Annotated in this window: 14 protein-coding genes and 3 tRNA genes; 16 read left to right on the forward strand and 1 reads right to left on the reverse strand. The window is 71.1% G+C overall.

Annotation, left to right across the window (positions count from 1 at the left end):
* Positions 1-41: 41 nt before the first annotated feature.
* From ASD11_RS04060 to ASD11_RS04070, 3 genes are read left to right on the forward strand one after another with little or no spacing between them, the layout of a single operon-like run.
* On the forward strand, positions 42-986 hold the full coding sequence (locus tag ASD11_RS04060; protein ID WP_056288348.1) for an AAA family ATPase: 945 nt from the start codon (positions 42-44) through the stop codon (positions 984-986).
* Positions 983-2,248, forward strand: coding sequence for a DUF58 domain-containing protein (locus ASD11_RS04065; protein WP_056283629.1), 1,266 nt, complete (start codon positions 983-985; stop codon positions 2,246-2,248). The genes ASD11_RS04060 and ASD11_RS04065 overlap by 4 nt, the downstream gene beginning before the upstream one ends.
* A gap of 28 nt (positions 2,249-2,276) precedes the next feature.
* The gene (locus tag ASD11_RS04070) at positions 2,277-4,418 is read left to right on the forward strand and encodes a transglutaminase TgpA family protein (protein WP_156464576.1); all 2,142 of its coding nucleotides are present in this window, start codon (positions 2,277-2,279) and stop codon (positions 4,416-4,418) included.
* A gap of 27 nt (positions 4,419-4,445) precedes the next feature.
* Here ASD11_RS04070 and ASD11_RS04075 read toward each other — a convergent pair whose 3' ends face one another.
* The gene (locus tag ASD11_RS04075) at positions 4,446-5,432 is read right to left on the reverse strand and encodes a glutathione S-transferase family protein (RefSeq protein WP_056283635.1); all 987 of its coding nucleotides are present in this window, start codon (positions 5,430-5,432) and stop codon (positions 4,446-4,448) included.
* A 138-nt stretch (positions 5,433-5,570) separates the two neighbouring features.
* Here ASD11_RS04075 and leuA point away from each other — a divergent pair, with 138 nt between their 5' ends.
* From leuA to ASD11_RS04140, 13 genes are all read left to right on the forward strand, one after another.
* A complete protein-coding gene (gene leuA / locus ASD11_RS04080; RefSeq protein ID WP_056283638.1) occupies positions 5,571-7,304 on the forward strand; it encodes a 2-isopropylmalate synthase in 1,734 nt (577 codons plus the stop codon).
* Positions 7,305-7,463: 159 nt separating this feature from the next.
* On the forward strand, positions 7,464-8,543 hold the full coding sequence (locus ASD11_RS04085) for a saccharopine dehydrogenase C-terminal domain-containing protein (RefSeq protein ID WP_056283641.1): 1,080 nt from the start codon (positions 7,464-7,466) through the stop codon (positions 8,541-8,543).
* A gap of 3 nt (positions 8,544-8,546) precedes the next feature.
* Complete coding sequence (gene amaB / locus ASD11_RS04090; RefSeq protein ID WP_056283644.1) at positions 8,547-10,058, forward strand: L-piperidine-6-carboxylate dehydrogenase; 1,512 nt, start codon at positions 8,547-8,549, stop codon at positions 10,056-10,058.
* A 70-nt stretch (positions 10,059-10,128) separates the two neighbouring features.
* Positions 10,129-11,373 (forward strand): 2-oxoadipate dioxygenase/decarboxylase, encoded by a 1,245-nt coding sequence (hglS, locus tag ASD11_RS04095; RefSeq protein ID WP_056283649.1) that lies wholly within the window; start codon positions 10,129-10,131, stop codon positions 11,371-11,373.
* A 55-nt stretch (positions 11,374-11,428) separates the two neighbouring features.
* Positions 11,429-12,157 carry a DNA repair protein RecO gene (gene recO, locus ASD11_RS04100; protein ID WP_056283653.1) on the forward strand — a complete coding sequence of 243 codons (729 nt, stop codon included), beginning with the start codon at positions 11,429-11,431 and terminating at the stop codon, positions 12,155-12,157.
* Positions 12,154-12,948, forward strand: coding sequence for an isoprenyl transferase (locus ASD11_RS04105; protein ID WP_056283657.1), 795 nt, complete (start codon positions 12,154-12,156; stop codon positions 12,946-12,948). The genes recO and ASD11_RS04105 overlap by 4 nt, the downstream gene beginning before the upstream one ends.
* 10 nt (positions 12,949-12,958) lie before the next feature.
* On the forward strand, positions 12,959-13,411 hold the full coding sequence (locus ASD11_RS04110; protein ID WP_056283661.1) for a hypothetical protein: 453 nt from the start codon (positions 12,959-12,961) through the stop codon (positions 13,409-13,411).
* 136 nt (positions 13,412-13,547) lie between these two features.
* Positions 13,548-14,330: a fumarylacetoacetate hydrolase family protein gene (locus tag ASD11_RS04115; protein WP_056283663.1), complete on the forward strand. Its 783-nt coding sequence runs from the start codon at positions 13,548-13,550 to the stop codon at positions 14,328-14,330.
* Entirely contained in the window at positions 14,323-15,828 is a 1,506-nt protein-coding gene (gene gltX, locus ASD11_RS04120) for a glutamate--tRNA ligase (protein ID WP_056283667.1), read from the forward strand. Before ASD11_RS04115 ends, gltX begins: the two co-directional genes overlap by 8 nt.
* 100 nt (positions 15,829-15,928) lie before the next feature.
* A tRNA-Gln gene (locus ASD11_RS04125) sits at positions 15,929-16,000 on the forward strand.
* 29 nt (positions 16,001-16,029) lie between these two features.
* A tRNA-Glu gene (locus ASD11_RS04130) sits at positions 16,030-16,102 on the forward strand.
* Positions 16,103-16,145: 43 nt separating this feature from the next.
* A tRNA-Glu gene (locus ASD11_RS04135) sits at positions 16,146-16,218 on the forward strand.
* Between the two features lie 72 nt (positions 16,219-16,290).
* Positions 16,291-17,070 carry an NYN domain-containing protein gene (locus ASD11_RS04140; protein WP_056283670.1) on the forward strand — a complete coding sequence of 260 codons (780 nt, stop codon included), beginning with the start codon at positions 16,291-16,293 and terminating at the stop codon, positions 17,068-17,070.
* Positions 17,071-17,129: the final 59 nt, after the last annotated feature.

The following is a 17,129-nucleotide window of genomic DNA, read 5'->3' on the forward strand; positions in this document are numbered from 1 at the left end:
CGGAGAGGCAAGATGGAATGACCATCGCGGAGGGGCGGCACATGGACCACGCAGGCCAGGACCACATCGGACGCATCGTCAACAGCATCGAGCAGGTGGTCGACGGCAAGTCCGAGGCCGTCGAGACCGCTCTGGTGGTGCTCCTCGCGGAAGGTCACCTCCTCATCGAGGACGTTCCCGGAGTGGGCAAGACCGTGCTCGCCAAGGCGCTCGCCCGCACCGTCAGCTGCACCGTGAAGCGGATCCAGTTCACGCCCGACCTCCTCCCGTCCGACATCACCGGCGTCTCGGCGTACAACCAGCAGACGCAGTCGTTCGAGTTCAAGCCGGGCGCGGTCTTCGCCAACATCGTGATCGGCGACGAGATCAACCGCGCCTCGCCCAAGACGCAGTCCGCGCTCCTGGAGGCCATGGAGGAGCGTCAGGTCACCGTCGACGGCAGCACCTATGCCCTCGGCTCGCCGTTCACGGTCGTGGCCACGCAGAACCCGTACGAGATGGAGGGCACCTACGCCCTGCCCGAGGCCCAGCGCGACCGCTTCATGGCCCGCATCTCCATGGGCTACCCCGACGCCGCCGCCGAGCTCTCCATCGTCCAGCAGCGCGACGCCGCCAACCCGCTCGACGCCCTCCGCCCCGTCGCCACCGTCGACGACCTGCGCAGCATGATCGCCGGCGCCCGCGCCGTCCATGTGGCAGAAGCGGTGGAGCAGTACTGCGTCTCCATCGCCCGCGCCACCCGCGAGGACAACGAGCTGCGCCTCGGCGCCAGCCCGCGGGCCACGCTCCACCTCGTCCGCGCCGCCAAGGCCCGCGCCTACGTGCATGGACGCGGCTACGTGCTGCCCGACGACGTCGACGCCCTCGCACCGGCCGTGCTGGCGCACCGGCTCCTGGCCATGCGCGGGTCCGACGGCCCCGACGCAGCCGTCCGCCGGATCGTCGCGGCCACGCCGGTGCCGGCCGGCAGCCCCGAGGCCCGATGACCCTGGTCCGCCGGCTCGTCCAAGGGTTCAGGGGCACCGTCGGGACCCTGCGCCTGACGGGCCGCGGCTGGGCGCTCCTCGTCACGGCCCTCGTCTGCTTCGTCGCGGCGCCCATCGCCTCCTTGCCGGCGCTCCTGTTCGTCACAGCCCTGCTCGTCGGGCTCCTGGGCGGGGCCGCCGTGCTCACGCTCGCCGGCCAGGCCGAGCTCAGCGTGCGCAGGACCTTCGACCCCGAGGTCCTCACGCAGGGCGAGACCGCCACGGCCTCGCTCCGCATCACCAACGCATCGCGGTTCCCCACCCTCGAGGCGACGTGGTTCGACCAGGTCCCGCGAGGGCTGCGCGCCGCCGCCTCCGGCCGGCTGCCCGTCCTCGCGCCGGCCGGGACGCCGGGGTCGGTCGTCGAGGTCCGCTACCGCCTGCACGGGGTCCGACGCGGACGCCACGTGCTGGGTCCGCTGCGCCTGGAGATCCGCGACCCCTTCGGCGTCGTCATCCGTCGGGTGGCCAAGGTCGAGCAGCACCCCGTCGTGGTGCTGCCGCGCCGCGTCGAGCTCTGGCCCCTCGCCCCGCGGGGCGCCGACCACGACGGCGCCTCCAAGCCCTCGCCGCAGAACGTGGGGGTCGGCGAAGACGACATCATTGCGCGGTCCTACCTGCCGGGTGACTCCATGAAGCGGATGCACTGGAAGGCCACGGCGCACCGCGGCGAGCTCATGGTGCGCCAGGAGGAGCAGCAGGTGAACCCGCGGGCCGCCGTCGTCATCGATCCGGACGCGCGGTCCTGGGGCCTCGACGCGGACCGGCGCGGCGAGTGGGACGAGTCCCCGTCGTTGGAGTGGGGCATCGTGGCCGCAGCCTCGGTCAGCGTGCACCTGGTCCGCATCGGCTACTCCGTCACCACCGTGGTCCCGGGTGGACCCGTGCGATCGCTCGACGAGCACGGCTCCACCGTGAACGACGCGCTCCTCGACCTCGCCGAGCTCCGGCCGCGCGCCGAGGGCTCGCTCGTCGACGCCGACCCGGGGGAGCGGACGGTCTTCGTGGTCCTCGGGGTCCTCGACCTCGCCCACGCGGAGCGGTGGATCGAGGCCCTGCGCCACGCCCACACCGTGCTCGCGTTCGTGGAGCACGGCAGCCGCTCCGACGCTCTCGACGCCCTGTCCGCGGCCCGTTGGCGGGTCGTCCGCTACCGCAGCGGCGACGACGTGGCCGAGCGCTGGTCCGACCTCGACGGGAGCCGAGCCCTTGCTGCGCCCTGATCGCGAGAAGCGCCGCGAGGAGTCCGGCGTGCGTCCCTCCGACGTGGTCGTCGACCGTCTCCTCGTGCTGGTGGCCCTCGTGGCGCTGGCGCGTGGCTACACCGTGCTCATCGACGGGACCTCGTGGTGGTCCACCGTGTCGCTCGTCGTGGCCACGGTCCTGCTGACGTCGGCCGTCGTGCGCGCGCTCCGGGTCCCGGGGGCGGCCGTGGTGGCGCCGCTCGTCGCCACGGTGGTTGCGATCGCGCTCATGGCCTGGGTCTTCGTGCCCCAGACGCTGGCCGGTGTCGTCCCCACGTCGGCTTCGGTCCGCGGCATCGGGACCCTGCTCGACCGGGCCGGTGTCGTGATCATGGAGGAGAAGGCCCCCGTGGGGGCCGGCGCGCCGATCGTCCTGGTCCTGGCAGCCGCGTTCGGTCTCCTGGCCCTCAACGCCGACGTCCTCCTCGCACTGCGCCGCGCGGTCCTGCCGTTGGGCATCCTGCTCGTGGGCGTGTTCGTGGCCCCCGCCGTGGTGGTGGGGGAGACGCCGTCGTTCGGGACCTTCCTGCTGCCCGCCGCTGCCTGGATCGTGCTGCTCTGGCGGCACGCCTCGCCCGACGGCCCCCGCCGGTGGCGCACCGACGCCTCGGTCCCGGCCGTCATCGTGGGTGCCGCGGCGCTCATCGTCGCGGCCGTCCTTCCGCCCGCTCTGCCCGACATCACCGCCGTCGCCAAGCCGTGGGGCAGCCCGCCGCCCGACGTGTTCGGCCGGGGCATCAACCCGATGCTCCAGCTGGGGCAGAACCTGCGCCGCAACTCCGACAAGGTCGCCCTCACGTACACGACCACCAGCGCCGACCCGCCCTACCTGTCGGTCTCCGTGCTGCGCGACTTCACCGGCAAGACCTGGAAGCCGGCCCGGCAGCGTGCCACCGACCGCTACGAGGGCGACTACGGCTCGGGCAACTACGACATCGAGCGCCAGACCACGCGCATCCGCATCGACGAGCTCAAGACCACGATGCTGCCGGTGCCGTACCCCGCCGTCGACGTCGAGGGTCTCGAGGGCCAGTGGAACGCCCAGCGCGTGGGCGCCCTGTACTCCTCGCGCTCCGCCGACACCCGCAACCAGACCTACACGGTCACGAGCCTCGACAAGCAGCCGACGGCCGAGCAGATGCACGCGATCCGCACCGACGTCGGCCCGTCGCTCGAGCCCTACGTGGAGCTCCCCGACGACCTGCCCCGGAGCATCGCGCAGGCCGCCCAGGACGTGGCCGGAAGCGAGCCCGACGAGTACGCCCAGGCCCTCGCGCTCCAGAACTACTTCCAGGACGGCTCGTTCGCCTACTCCGAGGAGGCGCCGGTCGCCGAGGACTACGACGGCAACGGCATGGAGGTCATCGCGAAGTTCCTCAAGGCCAAGTCGGGCTACTGCGTCCACTACTCCTCGGCCATGGCGGTGATGGCCCGCTCGCTCGGCATCCCGTCGCGCATCGTCGTGGGCTACGCGCCCGGCGAGGTCGTCTCCCGCGACGGTGGCCAGAGCAACTACCAGGTCACCACCGACGACCTCCACGCCTGGCCGCAGCTCTACTTCGCCGGGGTCGGCTGGGTGGGCTTCGAGCCCACGCCGAGCGTCGGCGCGCCGACCGGCTTCACCGACCCGGGCGAGACCACCCCCGAGGCCACGCCGGAGGCCACCCCCACCCCCACGCCCACCCCCACGCCGTCGGCCCAGGAGACCCAGGAGTCGACGACCGAGGCCACCGCCACCAGCACGGACACACCGGCCCCGTGGCGCGCAGCCGTGGGCGTGCTCGTGGCTGCCCTCGTGCTGCTCGCCGGTCCCGGCCTGCTGCGGGCGGGCCTGCGCCGACGTCGGCTCCGTCCCTCCGGCAGCATCGAGGACCGGTGGCGTGAGGTGCTGGCCACCGGACGCGACGTCGGGCTCCACCTACCCGTCACGCGGACCGCACGCGAGCACGCAGCCGTGCTGGGCGAACGGGTCCCGGGGGCGGGCGAGGCGCTCGAGCGACTCGTGACGGCCGTCGAGACCGCGCGCTACGCCCGACCGGGCGAGCGGCGGCCCGACACCGCCGACGACGCCCGCGCCGTGGTCGATGCCCTGGTCGGGTCCGCGTCGTTCCGCACCCGCACCTGGCCCCGCTCCCTCCTCACCCGCTGACCGCCCGGGCTTCGGTCCGGTCCGGGGTCAGAGGGACGCGCGGTCGTGCGGCGTGAGCCACCAGTCGGCGTCAGGGCCCTTCGGGATGATCTGCGTGGGGTTGATGTCGGTGTGCACGACGTAGTAGTGCGCCTTGATCTGGTCGAAGTCGACCGTCTCGCCGAAGCCCGGCGTCTGGAACAGGTCGCGGGCGTAGGCCGACAGCGCCGGCATCTCGGACAGCTTGTTCCGGTTGCACTTGAAGTGGCCGTGGTAGACGGCGTCGAAGCGCACGAGCGTGGTGAAGAGGCGGACGTCGGCCTCGGTGATGGCGTCGCCCATGAGGTACCGACGGTCCGTGAGCCGCTCCTCGAGCCAGTCCATGGCGGTCCAGAGCCGGTCGTAGGCCTTCTCGTACGCCTCCTGCGAGCCGGCGAAGCCGCAGCGGTACACGCCGTTGTTGACCTCGGTGAAGATCCGGTGCATGACCTCCTCCATCTCCTCGCGGACGTCGGCCGGCCAGAGGTCGGGGGCGTCGGGGCGGTGGTGCTCCTGCCACTCGAAGAAGAGGTCGTGGGTGATCCACGGGAAGTCGTTGGTGACGACGGCCTTCGTGGGGACGTCGACCATGGCGGGCACCGTGATGCCCTTGGGGTAGTCGGGGTAGCGGGCGAAGTAGGCCTGCTGCAGGCGCTCGTAGCCCAGCACGGGGTCGACGCCGTCGGGGTCGAGGTCGAAGGTCCAGCTGCGGGCGTCGTGCGTGGGTCCGCAGTAGCCGATGGAGATGACGTCCTCCAGGCCGAGCAGCTTCCGGACGATGATGGCCCGGTTGGCCCACGGGCAGGCCCGGGCCACGACGAGCCGGTACCGACCGGGCTCGGCTGGCCACGTGGGCGCCTCGTTGGGTCCGTCGACCGGCGCGTCGCCCGTGCGGGTGATGCGGTCGGGGATGTAGTCCATGTCGCGGTCGAACTCCTCGCCCGCGTGGACGTAGGCGCCGGAGGTGGAGTGCTCGTCAGTGGGGGAGGAAGCCATGACTGCTACGCTAGTCGCATCATGCGGATCGCGAACCTTCTCCTTCGTCGCCGCGTCGAGGTCCTCTAGGTCGGACCCCTCGGCGCGGGGCTTGTGCATGGCCGACCGCACCAGACACCGAGGAAGAAAGTCCCGACCATGAACAACAACCGCGTCTCACCGCAGCAGCCGTCGCCGATGCCGTTCGGCCGCTACCAGCCGTTCGCGCCGATCGACCTGCCCGACCGCACGTGGCCCGCCGGCCAGATCACGCAGGCGCCGCGCTGGCTGTCCACCGACCTGCGCGACGGCAACCAGGCCCTCATCGACCCCATGACGCCGGCCCGCAAGCGTCGGATGTTCGACCTGCTCGTGCGCATGGGCTACAAGGAGATCGAGGTCGGCTTCCCGTCGGCCAGCGAGACGGAGTTCGGCTTCATCCGCTCGCTCATCGAGGACGACGTCATCCCCGACGACGTCACCATCTCGGTGCTCACCCAGGCCCGCGAGGACCTGATCGAGCGCACCACCCAGTCGCTGACCGGCGCCAAGCGCGCCAACATCCACCTCTACAACGCGGTGGCGCCGCTGTTCCGCCGCGTGGTCTTCAACGCCTCGCGCGACGAGGTCCGGGCCATCGCCACCCGCGGCACCGAGCTGGTCATGAAGCACGCCGAGCAGAACATGCAGGGCACCGACTTCGGCTACCAGTACAGCCCCGAGATCTTCACGGGCGCCGAGCTGGAGTTCAGCGTCGAGGTCTGCAACGCCGTCATGGACGTCTGGCAGCCCGAGGACGGCCGCGAGATCATCCTCAACCTGCCCGCCACGGTCGAGATGGCCACGCCCAACACGTACGCCGACCAGATCGAGTGGTTCAGCCGCAACGTCGAGCACCGCGAGAACGTGGCCATCAGCCTGCACCCCCACAACGACCGCGGCACCGCCGTTGCGGCCACGGAGCTGGCCATGATGGCCGGCGCCGACCGCGTCGAGGGCTGCCTGTTCGGCCACGGCGAGCGCACCGGCAACGTCGACCTCGTCACGCTGGGCATGAACCTGTTCAGCCAGGGCATCGACCCGCAGGTCGACTTCTCCGACATCGACGAGGTCCGTCGCACCGTCGAGTACTGCACCAACCTGCCGGTCCACCCGCGCCACCCGTACGCGGGCGACCTCGTCTACACCGCCTTCTCGGGCTCCCACCAGGACGCCATCAAGAAGGGCCTGGAGGACCTCGACCGCAGGGCCGCCGAACAGGGCGTCCCGGTCTCCGAGATCGCGTGGGAGGCCCCGTACCTGCCCATCGACCCGCACGACGTCGGCCGCTCGTACGAGGCGGTCATCCGCGTCAACAGCCAGTCCGGCAAGGGCGGCGTCGCGTACATCCTCAAGAGCGAGCACCAGCTGGAGCTGCCGCGCCGCCTGCAGATCGAGTTCAGCCGCGTCATCCAGGCGCTGAGCGAGGGCGATGCCGGCGAGGTGTCGGGCGACCGGATCTGGGAGTCCTTCCAGGCCGAGTACCTGGAGCGCGAGGAGCCGTACTCGCTCGTCACGTTCACCTCCACCACGTCGTCCGACGGGCACGACCAGCAGGTCGTCGACCTCGTCGTCCGTGGCCAGGAGCGCTCCTTCAAGGGCGAGGGCAACGGTCCGGTCGCGGCGTTCGTCGACGGCATGCGCCAGGCCGGGTCCGACATCCGCGTGCTCGACTACAGCGAGCACGCGCTCTCGGCCGGCGGCGACGCCTACGCGGCGGCCTACGTGGAGTGCGACGTCGCGGGGGAGACGGTGTGGGGCGTGGGCATCCACCACAACATCGTCACCGCGTCGCTGCGCGCCGTGGTCTGCGCGGCCAACCGTGCCGTGGCGCAGACCATTCCCAGCGCCTGACGCTCACCACCCAGTGGCGACGTCACCGAATCGTCACCTCTGTACCGGCTGGACGGTATACCGCCGAAGGCCGGTCCTCGCTACCGTTGACCTGACCCTGTGACCCGGGGCACATCGACGATCGTCCGGCGTGATCCGCCGGGCAGGTAGGAGGGACGGATGAGCAGCATCCGGACAGTGGCGGTCTTCGGGCTCGGCAAGGTGGGCGAGCTCGTGGCGACGCTCCTCGCGCGGGCCGGCTTCGAGGTCGTGGGCTACGACGCCGCCCCGCGCGAGGGCCTCGCCTTCCGCGCGGAGTCGCTCGACGTCGGCGACGGCGAGGCCGTGCGCGCCGCGCTCAAGGGCGTCGACGCCGTGCTCTCGTGCCTGCCGTACCACCTCAACATCGCGGTGGCCGAGGGCGCGTACGACACCGGCGTGCACTACTTCGACCTCACGGAGGACGTGCCCACCACCAACCGCGTCGTGGAGCTCTCCACCGCGCGGCCCGAGTCGGTCTTCGTGCCGCAGTGCGGTCTCGCGCCCGGCCTCATCGGCATCGTGGGCGCCTCGCTCGCGGAGGGCTTCGAGCAGATCCGCTCCATCGAGCTCAAGGTCGGCGCCCTGCCGCAGAACCCCACGGGCCTGCTCGGGTACGCGTTCAACTGGTCGGCCGAGGGCGTGGTCAACGAGTACCTCAACGACTGCGAGGTCCTGCGCTCCGGTCGCCGCCAGATGGTGCCGGCCATGACGGAGAAGGAGCGGGTCTTCATCGGCGGCATCGAGCTGGAGGCCGCGCTCACGTCGGGCGGCCTCGGCACCATGTGCCCCACGTACGAGGGCCGCGTGCAGCGCCTCGACTACAAGACGCTGCGCTATCCCGGGCACTTCCGCCAGATGCACTTCCTGTTCGACGAGCTCAACCTGCGCGACCGCCGCGAGGACGTCGGCCGGATCCTCGTCGACGCCAAGCCGCCGGTCAACGACGACGTCGTCTACCTGCACGCCGCCGTGGAGGGCACGAAGGACGGCCAGCCGTTCCGCGAGAACTACGTGCGGGGCTACAAGCCGCTCGAGATCGACGGCCGCACGTGGCGCGCCATCAGCTGGACCACGGCCGCGTCGGCGGTGAGCGTCGTGGAGCTCGTGGCGCAGGGCGTGCTCCCGAGCGCAGGCTTCGTGCGCCAGGAGGACATCCGCCTCGCCGACCTCTTCGACACCACCTCGGGCCGGCTCTTCGCCGACCATGGAAAGGTCTGAACCATGACGACGGACACCGTGAAGCAGCAGACCCGCGAGATCCTGGCGAGGGTCGGCGCGGGCGACCCCTTCGACCCCGAGGGCGACCTCGTGAGCCGCTCGCCCATCGACGGCCAGGAGATCGGGCGCCTGCGCTCGCACTCCGCGGCCGACGTCTCCGCCGTCGTGGGGGAGGCCCACGAAGCCTTCCTCCAGTGGCGCAGCGTGCCGGCACCCGTGCGCGGTGCTCTCGTGCGAGAGCTCGGTGAGCTCCTGCGCAAGCACAAGGACGACCTCGGCGCGCTCGTCTCGGTCGAGGCCGGGAAGATCGTCTCCGAGGGTCTCGGCGAGGTGCAGGAGATGATCGACATCTGCGACCTCGCGGTCGGCCTCTCGCGCCAGCTGCACGGGCTCACGATCGCCACGGAGCGTCCGGGTCACCGGATGATGGAGCAGTGGCACCCCTTGGGTGTCGTCGCCGTCATCTCGGCCTTCAACTTCCCGGTGGCGGTGTGGTCGTGGAACGCGGCGCTCGCCTTCGTGTGCGGCGACGCCGTGGTGTGGAAGCCGTCGGAGAAGACGGTCCTCACCGCGCTCGCCTGCCAGGCGCTGCTCGAGGAGGCGGCCCGGCGCGTCGGCGCCCCCGCCGGTCTCTCGCAGGTCGTCGTCGGGGCACGCGAGGTGGGGGAGGCGCTCGTCGACGACCCGCGCGTGCCGCTCGTGTCGGCCACCGGCTCCACCCGCATGGGCAAGGAGGTCGCGCCGCGCGTGGCCGCCAGGCTCGGTCGCTCGCTGCTCGAGCTGGGCGGCAACAACGCCGCCGTCGTGGCACCGTCGGCCGACCTCGACCTGGCCGTGCGCGGCATCGTGTTCTCCGCCGTCGGAACCGCTGGGCAGCGGTGCACGTCGCTGCGTCGGATCATCGTGCACGAGTCCGTCAAGGACGAGCTCGTGCAGCGTCTCGCGGCGGCCTACGAGACGCTGCCCATCGGGTCGCCGCTCGACCCGAGCACCCTCGTGGGGCCGCTCATCGACGCCGCGGCGGCCGACGCGTTCGAGGCTGCCGTCGCGCAGGCACAGGCCGACGGTGGCACCGTCGTGACGGGCGGCACGCGGGCCGAGGTGGCCATCGGCGGCCAGTACGTCCACCCGGCCGTCATCACGATGCCCGGCCAGACCGACATCGTGAAGGCCGAGACGTTCGCGCCCATCCTCTACGTGCTGGGGTACGAGACGTTCGACGAGGCCATGGCGCTCCACAACGACGTGGCTCAGGGCCTGAGCTCCTCCATCTTCACGCTCGACGTCCGTGAGGCCGAGACCTTCGTGTCGGCCGTCGGCTCGGACTGCGGCATCGCCAACGTGAACATCGGTCCCTCGGGTGCCGAGATCGGCGGAGCGTTCGGCGGCGAGAAGGAGACCGGCGGAGGCCGCGAGTCCGGGTCCGACGCGTGGCGCAGCTACATGCGCCGGGCCACCAACACGGTCAACTACTCCACCGAGCTCCCCCTCGCCCAGGGCGTGGAGTTCGGGTGACCCGCCCCCCGAGCGGTGGATCTTCCACCGAAAGCGCCTCCGTCCGCCTCGGCGGTGGATCCGCCACCGTATGAGCGCTCATACGGTGGAGGAAGCACCGCCCGGCGGGGTCGGGCCGACGGAGCTCAGGGCTCGTTTCGCCCGCGCACTGTCCGAGCTCTACGGCCGTGAGGTCCCGGCCTACCGGACGCTCGTCGAGGTGTGCGAGGAGATCAACGCCGAGGTGCTGGCCGAGAGAGGCGCCGACGCCGAGCGCCTCGGCAGCATCGGGCGGGTCACGGCCGAGCGGCACGGGGCCATCCGCGTCGGCACGCCCGATGAGCTCGCCCAGGTGGCGCGGGTCTTCGGGGCATGCGGCATGGAGCCGGTCGGCTTCTACGACCTGCGCGAGGCCACCCCACCCGTCCCGGTGATCTCCACGGCGTTCCGGCCGGTCGACCGCGCGGAGCTGGCCGAGAACCCGTTCCGGGTCTTCACGTCGCTCCTGGTCGTCGACGACCGGCGGTTCTTCGACGCCGAGACCGAGGCGGAGCTCCGGGAGTTCCTCGGCGCCAGGACGCTCTTCCCCGACGAGCTGCTGGACCTGGCCGACGCGATGGCCAGCGAGCACGAGCTCCACCTCGACGACGCGGAGCGCTTCCTCGAGCTGGCCACGGCCGCCTTCGCGCTCTCCCCGGAGCCCGTCGACCGCGCCTGGTACGAGCGGCTCGAGGCCATCAGCAGCGTCGCGGCCGACATCGGCGGTGTCGCGAGCACTCACATCAACCACCTCACGCCCCGCGTGCTCGACATCGACGAGCTCTACCGACGCATGAGCGAGCGCGGCATCGAGATGATCGACCGCATCCAGGGCCCGGCGCGCCGGCCGGACGGAGCACCCGACGTCCTGCTCCGGCAGACGTCGTTCCGCGCGCTCGCCGAGCCCAGGGCGTTCCGCGAGGCCGACGGCTCGGTGGTCGAAGGTCACCTGCGCGTGCGGTTCGGCGAGGTGGAGGCGCGCGGCGTGGCCCTCACCCCGAAGGGCCGGGCCCTCTACGACGGGCAAGGCACGGAGGCGTTCCCGCTCACCGACGAGGAGCTGCACGCCGCCGACCTCGCCTACTACCGCGAGCAGGACGGCCGCCTGAGCCCCATCGTCTACGAGGACTTCCTGCCGCGCTCCGCCGCCGGCATCTTCGCGTCCAACCTCACGAGCGAGGGCAGCGCCGACGCCACGCAGCGCGCCGCCGTCCGCGACGCCTCGTGGCTGCAGGACGTCATGGGCGTGAGGCTCCACGACCCGTACGACCTGTACGCCTCCGAGCGCAACGGCTGAGCCCCGGCCGGGGTGTCGAGGGGTGGGGGTTCACCCGGACCGGCAGAATGGACGGGTGAGCCTCTACCGCGACTCAGCCATCGTGCTGCGCACCCACAAGCTGGGTGAGGCCGACCGCATCATCACGCTGCTGGGTCGCGAGCGGGGTGTCGTGCGGGCCGCAGCCCGTGGCGTGCGCAAGACGTCGTCGCGCTTCGGTGGTCGGCTCGAGCCGTTCATGCACGTCGATCTCCAGCTCGCCGAGGGCAAGTCGCTCGACAGCATCACCCAGGCCGTCACGCTCGACGCCTTCGCCCGCGACCTCGGCTCCAGCTATCCGGCGTACACCGCCGGCACCGTGATGCTCGAGACCGCCGAGCGGCTCGTGCACGACGACGGCGAGCCCGCCGTGCAGCAGTACCAGCTCCTCGTGGGTGCCCTGCGGGCGCTCACCACGAGCGGCCGCACCCCGGGCTCCCTCCTCGACTCCTACCAGCTCCGCGCGCTCGCCATCGCCGGCTACGCACCCAGCTTCGATGCGTGTGCGCGCTGCGGCGAGGCCGGCCCGCACCGCAGCTTCCACGCGCCGTCGGGCGGCATGCTGTGCGACGGCTGCCGCATGCCGGGCTCGGCCGTCCCGTCGCCGTTCACCGTCTCGCTGCTCTCGGCGCTGCTCACCGGCGACTGGCCCGTCGTGGCCCAGGCCGACGAGCGCTCGCAGCGCGAGGCCACCGCCATCATCAGCGCCTATCTCTCGTGGCACCTGGAGCGAGGGCTGCGCTCCCTCGGTCACGTCGACCGATGAGCCGCGCAGGTCGGCCCGCCACGTTCCGGGCCCGCGAGCCGCGCGTGCCCGAGCCGCACCCGTCCGGGGCCACGGCTCCTCAGCTCCCGCCCGAGCTCGTGCCGCGCCACGTGGCCGTGGTCATGGACGGCAACGGACGCTGGGCCAAGGCGCGAGGACTCCCGCGCACCGAGGGCCACAAGCGCGGCGAGTTCGCGCTGCTCGACGTCGTGAAGGGCGCCATCGAGCTGGGCATCGAGGCCGTGAGCGTCTACGCCTTCTCCACCGAGAACTGGAAGCGCTCGCCCGAGGAGGTGCGCTTCCTCATGGGCTTCAACCGCGACGTCGTGCACCGTCGGCGCGACGAGATGCACGACCTCGGCGTGCGGGTGCGCTGGGCCGGGCGGCCCAAGCGGCTGTGGCGCAGCGTCATCAACGAGCTCGAGTACGCCGAGCAGCTCACCAAGAACAACTCCACGTTGTCGCTCACGATGTGCGTCAACTACGGCGGTCGGGCCGAGATCGCCGACGCCGCCGCGGCGCTCGCCCGCGACGTCCGCGACGGCAAGGTCGATCCCGACCGCATCACCGAGCGCACCTTCGCGCGCTACCTCGACGAGCCCGACCTCCCCGACGTCGACCTGTTCTGGCGCACGTCGGGCGAGCACCGCACCAGCAACTTCCTGCCCTGGCAGTCCGCGTACGCCGAGATGGTCTTCTCCGACATCGCGTGGCCCGACGTCGACCGGCTGGCCCTGTGGGCCGCCGTCGAGGAGTACGCCCGCCGCAGCCGCAGGTTCGGCAGTGCATGATGGGGCGGTCATGAAGCGCACAGACCGTCCCCGCCGGATGCTCACCGACTGGACCGCCTCCTCCGGGGTCGCGGGGGAGGGCCTGGCCGCCCTGCTCGTCGGTCTCGACGACCTGGGTCCCGAGGCCTACCACCTGGCCACGCTGGGCTACGAGGTCCTCGTGCTCGGCCCGGGCGAGGACCAGGCTCACGTCCACCACGTCGACGTCGCCCCGGCCGACCTTCCCGAGGCATGGCACACGCGCTTCGCGCTCGTCGTCACGTTCGACGTCGAGGCGGTGCCGCACCTCTCGCCGTGCCTGGCCGACGGCGGCCTGCTCGTCACCGTCGGAGACGCCGACGCCTGGCCCGGTCCCGACGCCCTCGGCCCCGGTCTCACCGAGGTGGTCGTGGAGCAGGGCCCCGACCCCGAGGACCCCATGACCCAGCGCTTCCGCGCCGTGGTCGCCCGCCTCGCCCCCTGACCCCCACCCCCTCCGCGAGTGGCGCAGATTGGCACTCTTGAGACGGCGTGTCGTGCCAATCTGCGCCACTCGGGACCCGGTTTGCGCCGCTCGGGGCGCCCTGAGCCGCATACGCCCAGGCCGATAGGGTCGGAGCATGCGTGTTGCGAGGTTTGCGGGGGACGACGACCCCCAGTTCGGTGTCATCGGCGAGGAGGACGGCGTCCCCACGATCGCGGTCCTGAAGGGCGACCCGCTCTACGCGGGCTTCGAGCTGGTGGGTCAGAAGATCCCCCTCGACGACGTCCGTCTGCTGGCTCCCGTGATCCCGCGGAGCAAGGTCGTGTGCGTGGGCAAGAACTACGTGAAGCACGCCGCCGAGATGGGTGGCGAGGTGCCCACCGAGCCCCTCATCTTCCTCAAGCCCAACACGAGCGTCATCGGGCCGGGCGAGCCGATCTTCTACCCCGACCAGACCGAGAACCTGCACTTCGAGGGCGAGCTCGCCGTCGTCATCGGGCGCATCTGCAAGGACATCTCGGTCGAGGACGCGTCCAAGGTCATCTTCGGGTACACGATCGCCAACGACGTCACGGCGCGCGACCTCCAGGCCAAGGACGGCCAGTGGGCCCGCGCCAAGGGCTTCGACACGTTCTGCCCCCTCGGCCCCTGGATCGAGACCAACCTCGACCCCGCGGCCCTGCGCGTCACCACCGAGCTGAACGGTGACCCGCGCCAGGACGGCAGCACGTCGGACATGGTCTTCTCCGTGGCCGACGTCATCGCCTACGTCTCCAGCTTCATGACGCTGCTGCCCGGCGACGTCATCCTCACCGGAACGCCCGACGGCGTCGGCCCGATGCTCCCCGGAGACTCGGTCAGCATCACCGTCGAGGGCATCGGCACGCTCACGAACCAGGTGGTCTCCGCCCATGACTGATGCACCCACGAAGCCCGTCGTCGCTCGCTTCTGCCCGTCGCCCACCGGCAACCCGCACGTCGGCATGGCCCGCACGGCGCTCTTCAGCTGGGCGTTCGCCCGCCACCACGGCGGCACGTTCGTGTTCCGCATCGAGGACACCGACGCCAGCCGCGACAACCAGGAGTCGTACGACCTCCTCGTCGACGTCATGCGGTGGCTGGGCCTCGACTGGGACCAGGGCGTCGAGGTGGGTGGCCCCGACGGGCCGTACCGCCAGAGCGAGCGCATGGACATCTACGCCGACGTCGCGCAGAAGCTGCTCGACGCCGGCCTGGCCTACAAGGCCTACGACTCCGCCGAGGAGCTGGAGGAGCGCCGCGACGCGGCCCGCGCCGCCGGACTCCCCAGCGGCTACGACGGACTCCACCGGGACCTCACGCCCGAGCAGCAGGCGGCGTACGAGGCGGAGGGGCGCCAGCCCGTCATCCGCTTCAAGATGCCGCTGAAGGACTGGACCTTCGACGACCTCGTGCGGGGCGAGATCACGTTCGGCTCCGAGAACGTGCAGGACTTCGTCATCGTCCGGGCCAACGGGCAGCCGCTCTACACGCTCACCAACCCCACCGACGACGCCCTCATGGGCATCACGCACGTGCTGCGCGGCGAGGACCTCCTGAGCTCCACGCCGCGCCAGATCGCGCTGTACGAGGCGTTCGCGCAGATCGGTGTCGGCGACGGCACCACGCCGCAGTTCGGCCACCTCCCGTACGTGATGGGTGCCGGCAACAAGAAGCTCTCCAAGCGCGACCCCGAGTCCAACCTGCTCGGCTACCGCGACCAGGGCTTCCTGCCCGAGGGCCTGCTCAACTACCTCGCGCTGCTCGGCTGGTCGCTGCCCGCAGTCGAGGGCGTCGAGCGAGACGTGTTCAGCCTGGCCGACATGGTCGAGGCCTTCGAGATCTCGCGCGTCAACCCCAACCCGGCCCGCTTCGACCTGCAGAAGTGCACCGCCATCAACGGCGACCACATCCGTCTGCTGAGCGGAGCCGAGCTGCAGGAGCGCCTCGTCCCGTCCTTCCAGTCCGCCGGGCTCGTGAGCGACCCGCCCACGGCCGACGAGACGTCGCTCCTGGCCGCAGCCGTGCCGCTCGTCCACGAGCGCATGGCGCTGCTCAACGAGGCCGTCGACATGCTGCGGTTCCTGTTCGTCGACGAGGCCGACTTCGTCATCGACGAGGCCGACCGCGCCAAGCAGCTCGACGACAAGGGGCTCGAGGTGGCCCGCGCCGCTCGCGAGGCGCTGGGAGCGATCCCCGAGACCGCCGAGTGGTCCACCCCCACGATCGAGGGGGCACTCCGGGCCTCGCTCATCGACGGGCTGGGTCTCAAGCCGCGTCTCGCCTTCGGCCCGGTCCGCGTGGCCGTCACGGGCAGCCGCATCTCACCGCCGCTCTTCGAGTCCATCGAGCTCCTGGGTCGCCGCCGCACCTTCGCCCGCCTCGACGCCGCCCTCTGACACGCGTCCGACGAGCCCGGTTTGGGCTCGTCGGACTGCGTCCGGTAGAGTGTCACCTCGGTTCGGAAGCCGTTCTCGCGAACGGAATTCGATACCCCCATGGGGTATGGTGTAATTGGCAACACGGCTGATTCTGGTTCAGTTGTTCTAGGTTCGAGTCCTAGTACCCCAGCGAAGGTCGGGCGTCAGCCCGGTCAGCACGCCCCGTTGGTCTAGCGGTTATGACGCCGCCCTCTCAAGGCGGAGATCGCCGGTTCGAATCCGGTACGGGGTACGAAACTGTCTTTGGTACGGTTTCTTCGGTTCTCGGAACCGTTGGCCCCGTTGTGTAGCGGCCTAGCACGTCGCCCTCTCAAGGCGGTAGCGCGGGTTCGAATCCCGTCGGGGCTACCGAGTGAAGGCCCGGACCTCGTGGTCCGGGCCTTCGTCGTTCCCACCGAGTCGCACCCCTAGGGTTGTCCCATGCCCGACCTCCGCATCGCCGTGCTCATCGACGCCGACAACTCGTCCGCCACCAAGATCGAGGGCATCCTGCAGCGCGTGGCCACCTTCGGGAAGGCCAACGTCCGCAAGGCCTACGGCAACTGGCAGAAGAGCGAGCTGAAGGGCTGGGAGCCCAAGCTCCTGGAGCACGCCATCGCGCCGGTGCAGCAGTTCGACCTCACCAAGGGCAAGAACGCCTCCGACATCGCCATGGTCATCGACGCCATGGACCTGCTGCACGCGGGCGACGTCGACGGGTTCGCCGTGGTCTCCAGCGACGCCGACTTCACGCCGCTCGTCATGCGGCTGCGCCAGTCGGGCGCCGAGGTGATCGGCTTCGGGCAGAAGAAGGCGCCCGAGGCGTTCCGCAACGCCTGCTCCACGTTCTTCGAGGTGGAGGCCCTGGAGGACGACGCCGCCGACGAGCCCGCCGACGACGACTCCGCCGTCCCCGCCGAGGCGCCGGCCCGCTCCACGGCGTCCAAGCGCCAGAGCGGCGACCAGCTCAAGCGCGACAGCCGGCTCATGAACCGTCTCTACAACGCCATTGACGACGCCTCCGACGACGACGGCTGGGCCAGCCTCTCGTCGGTCAGCAACCTCATCCGCAACCAGTCCTCGTTCGAGCCCCGCAACTTCGGCTACGCCAAGTTCAGCGACCTCGTGAAGGCCATCGACCTCTTCGAGGTGGCGGCCAACAACAAGTCGGTCCGCCGCTCCCAGACCAAGACGGCCAAGAAGGCCGGTTCGCGGCGCTAGGGCCACCACGTCCGTGTCCGATTCCCGCCAGAGATGGTGGGCGGGACGCGTCATGATGG

It is taken from the genome of Aeromicrobium sp. Root495 (assembly GCF_001426755.1).
In the GTDB taxonomy this organism is placed as follows: Bacteria; Actinomycetota; Actinomycetes; order Propionibacteriales; family Nocardioidaceae; genus Aeromicrobium.

What these genes read in the sequence shown, in the direction of transcription:
- ASD11_RS04060 (WP_056288348.1), top strand. Translation starts at nt 42, where the DNA reads ATGGACCACGCAGGCCAGGACCACATCGGACGCATCGTCAACAGCATC.
- ASD11_RS04065 (WP_056283629.1), top strand. Translation starts at nt 983, where the DNA reads ATGACCCTGGTCCGCCGGCTCGTCCAAGGGTTCAGGGGCACCGTCGGG.
- ASD11_RS04075 (WP_056283635.1), bottom strand. Translation starts at nt 5,432, where the DNA reads ATGGCTTCCTCCCCCACTGACGAGCACTCCACCTCCGGCGCCTACGTC.
- leuA (WP_056283638.1), top strand. Translation starts at nt 5,571, where the DNA reads ATGAACAACAACCGCGTCTCACCGCAGCAGCCGTCGCCGATGCCGTTC.
- ASD11_RS04085 (WP_056283641.1), top strand. Translation starts at nt 7,464, where the DNA reads ATGAGCAGCATCCGGACAGTGGCGGTCTTCGGGCTCGGCAAGGTGGGC.
- amaB (WP_056283644.1), top strand. Translation starts at nt 8,547, where the DNA reads ATGACGACGGACACCGTGAAGCAGCAGACCCGCGAGATCCTGGCGAGG.
- hglS (WP_056283649.1), top strand. Translation starts at nt 10,129, where the DNA reads ATGAGCGCTCATACGGTGGAGGAAGCACCGCCCGGCGGGGTCGGGCCG.
- ASD11_RS04105 (WP_056283657.1), top strand. Translation starts at nt 12,154, where the DNA reads ATGAGCCGCGCAGGTCGGCCCGCCACGTTCCGGGCCCGCGAGCCGCGC.
- ASD11_RS04110 (WP_056283661.1), top strand. Translation starts at nt 12,959, where the DNA reads ATGAAGCGCACAGACCGTCCCCGCCGGATGCTCACCGACTGGACCGCC.
- ASD11_RS04115 (WP_056283663.1), top strand. Translation starts at nt 13,548, where the DNA reads ATGCGTGTTGCGAGGTTTGCGGGGGACGACGACCCCCAGTTCGGTGTC.
- gltX (WP_056283667.1), top strand. Translation starts at nt 14,323, where the DNA reads ATGACTGATGCACCCACGAAGCCCGTCGTCGCTCGCTTCTGCCCGTCG.
- ASD11_RS04140 (WP_056283670.1), top strand. Translation starts at nt 16,291, where the DNA reads ATGCCCGACCTCCGCATCGCCGTGCTCATCGACGCCGACAACTCGTCC.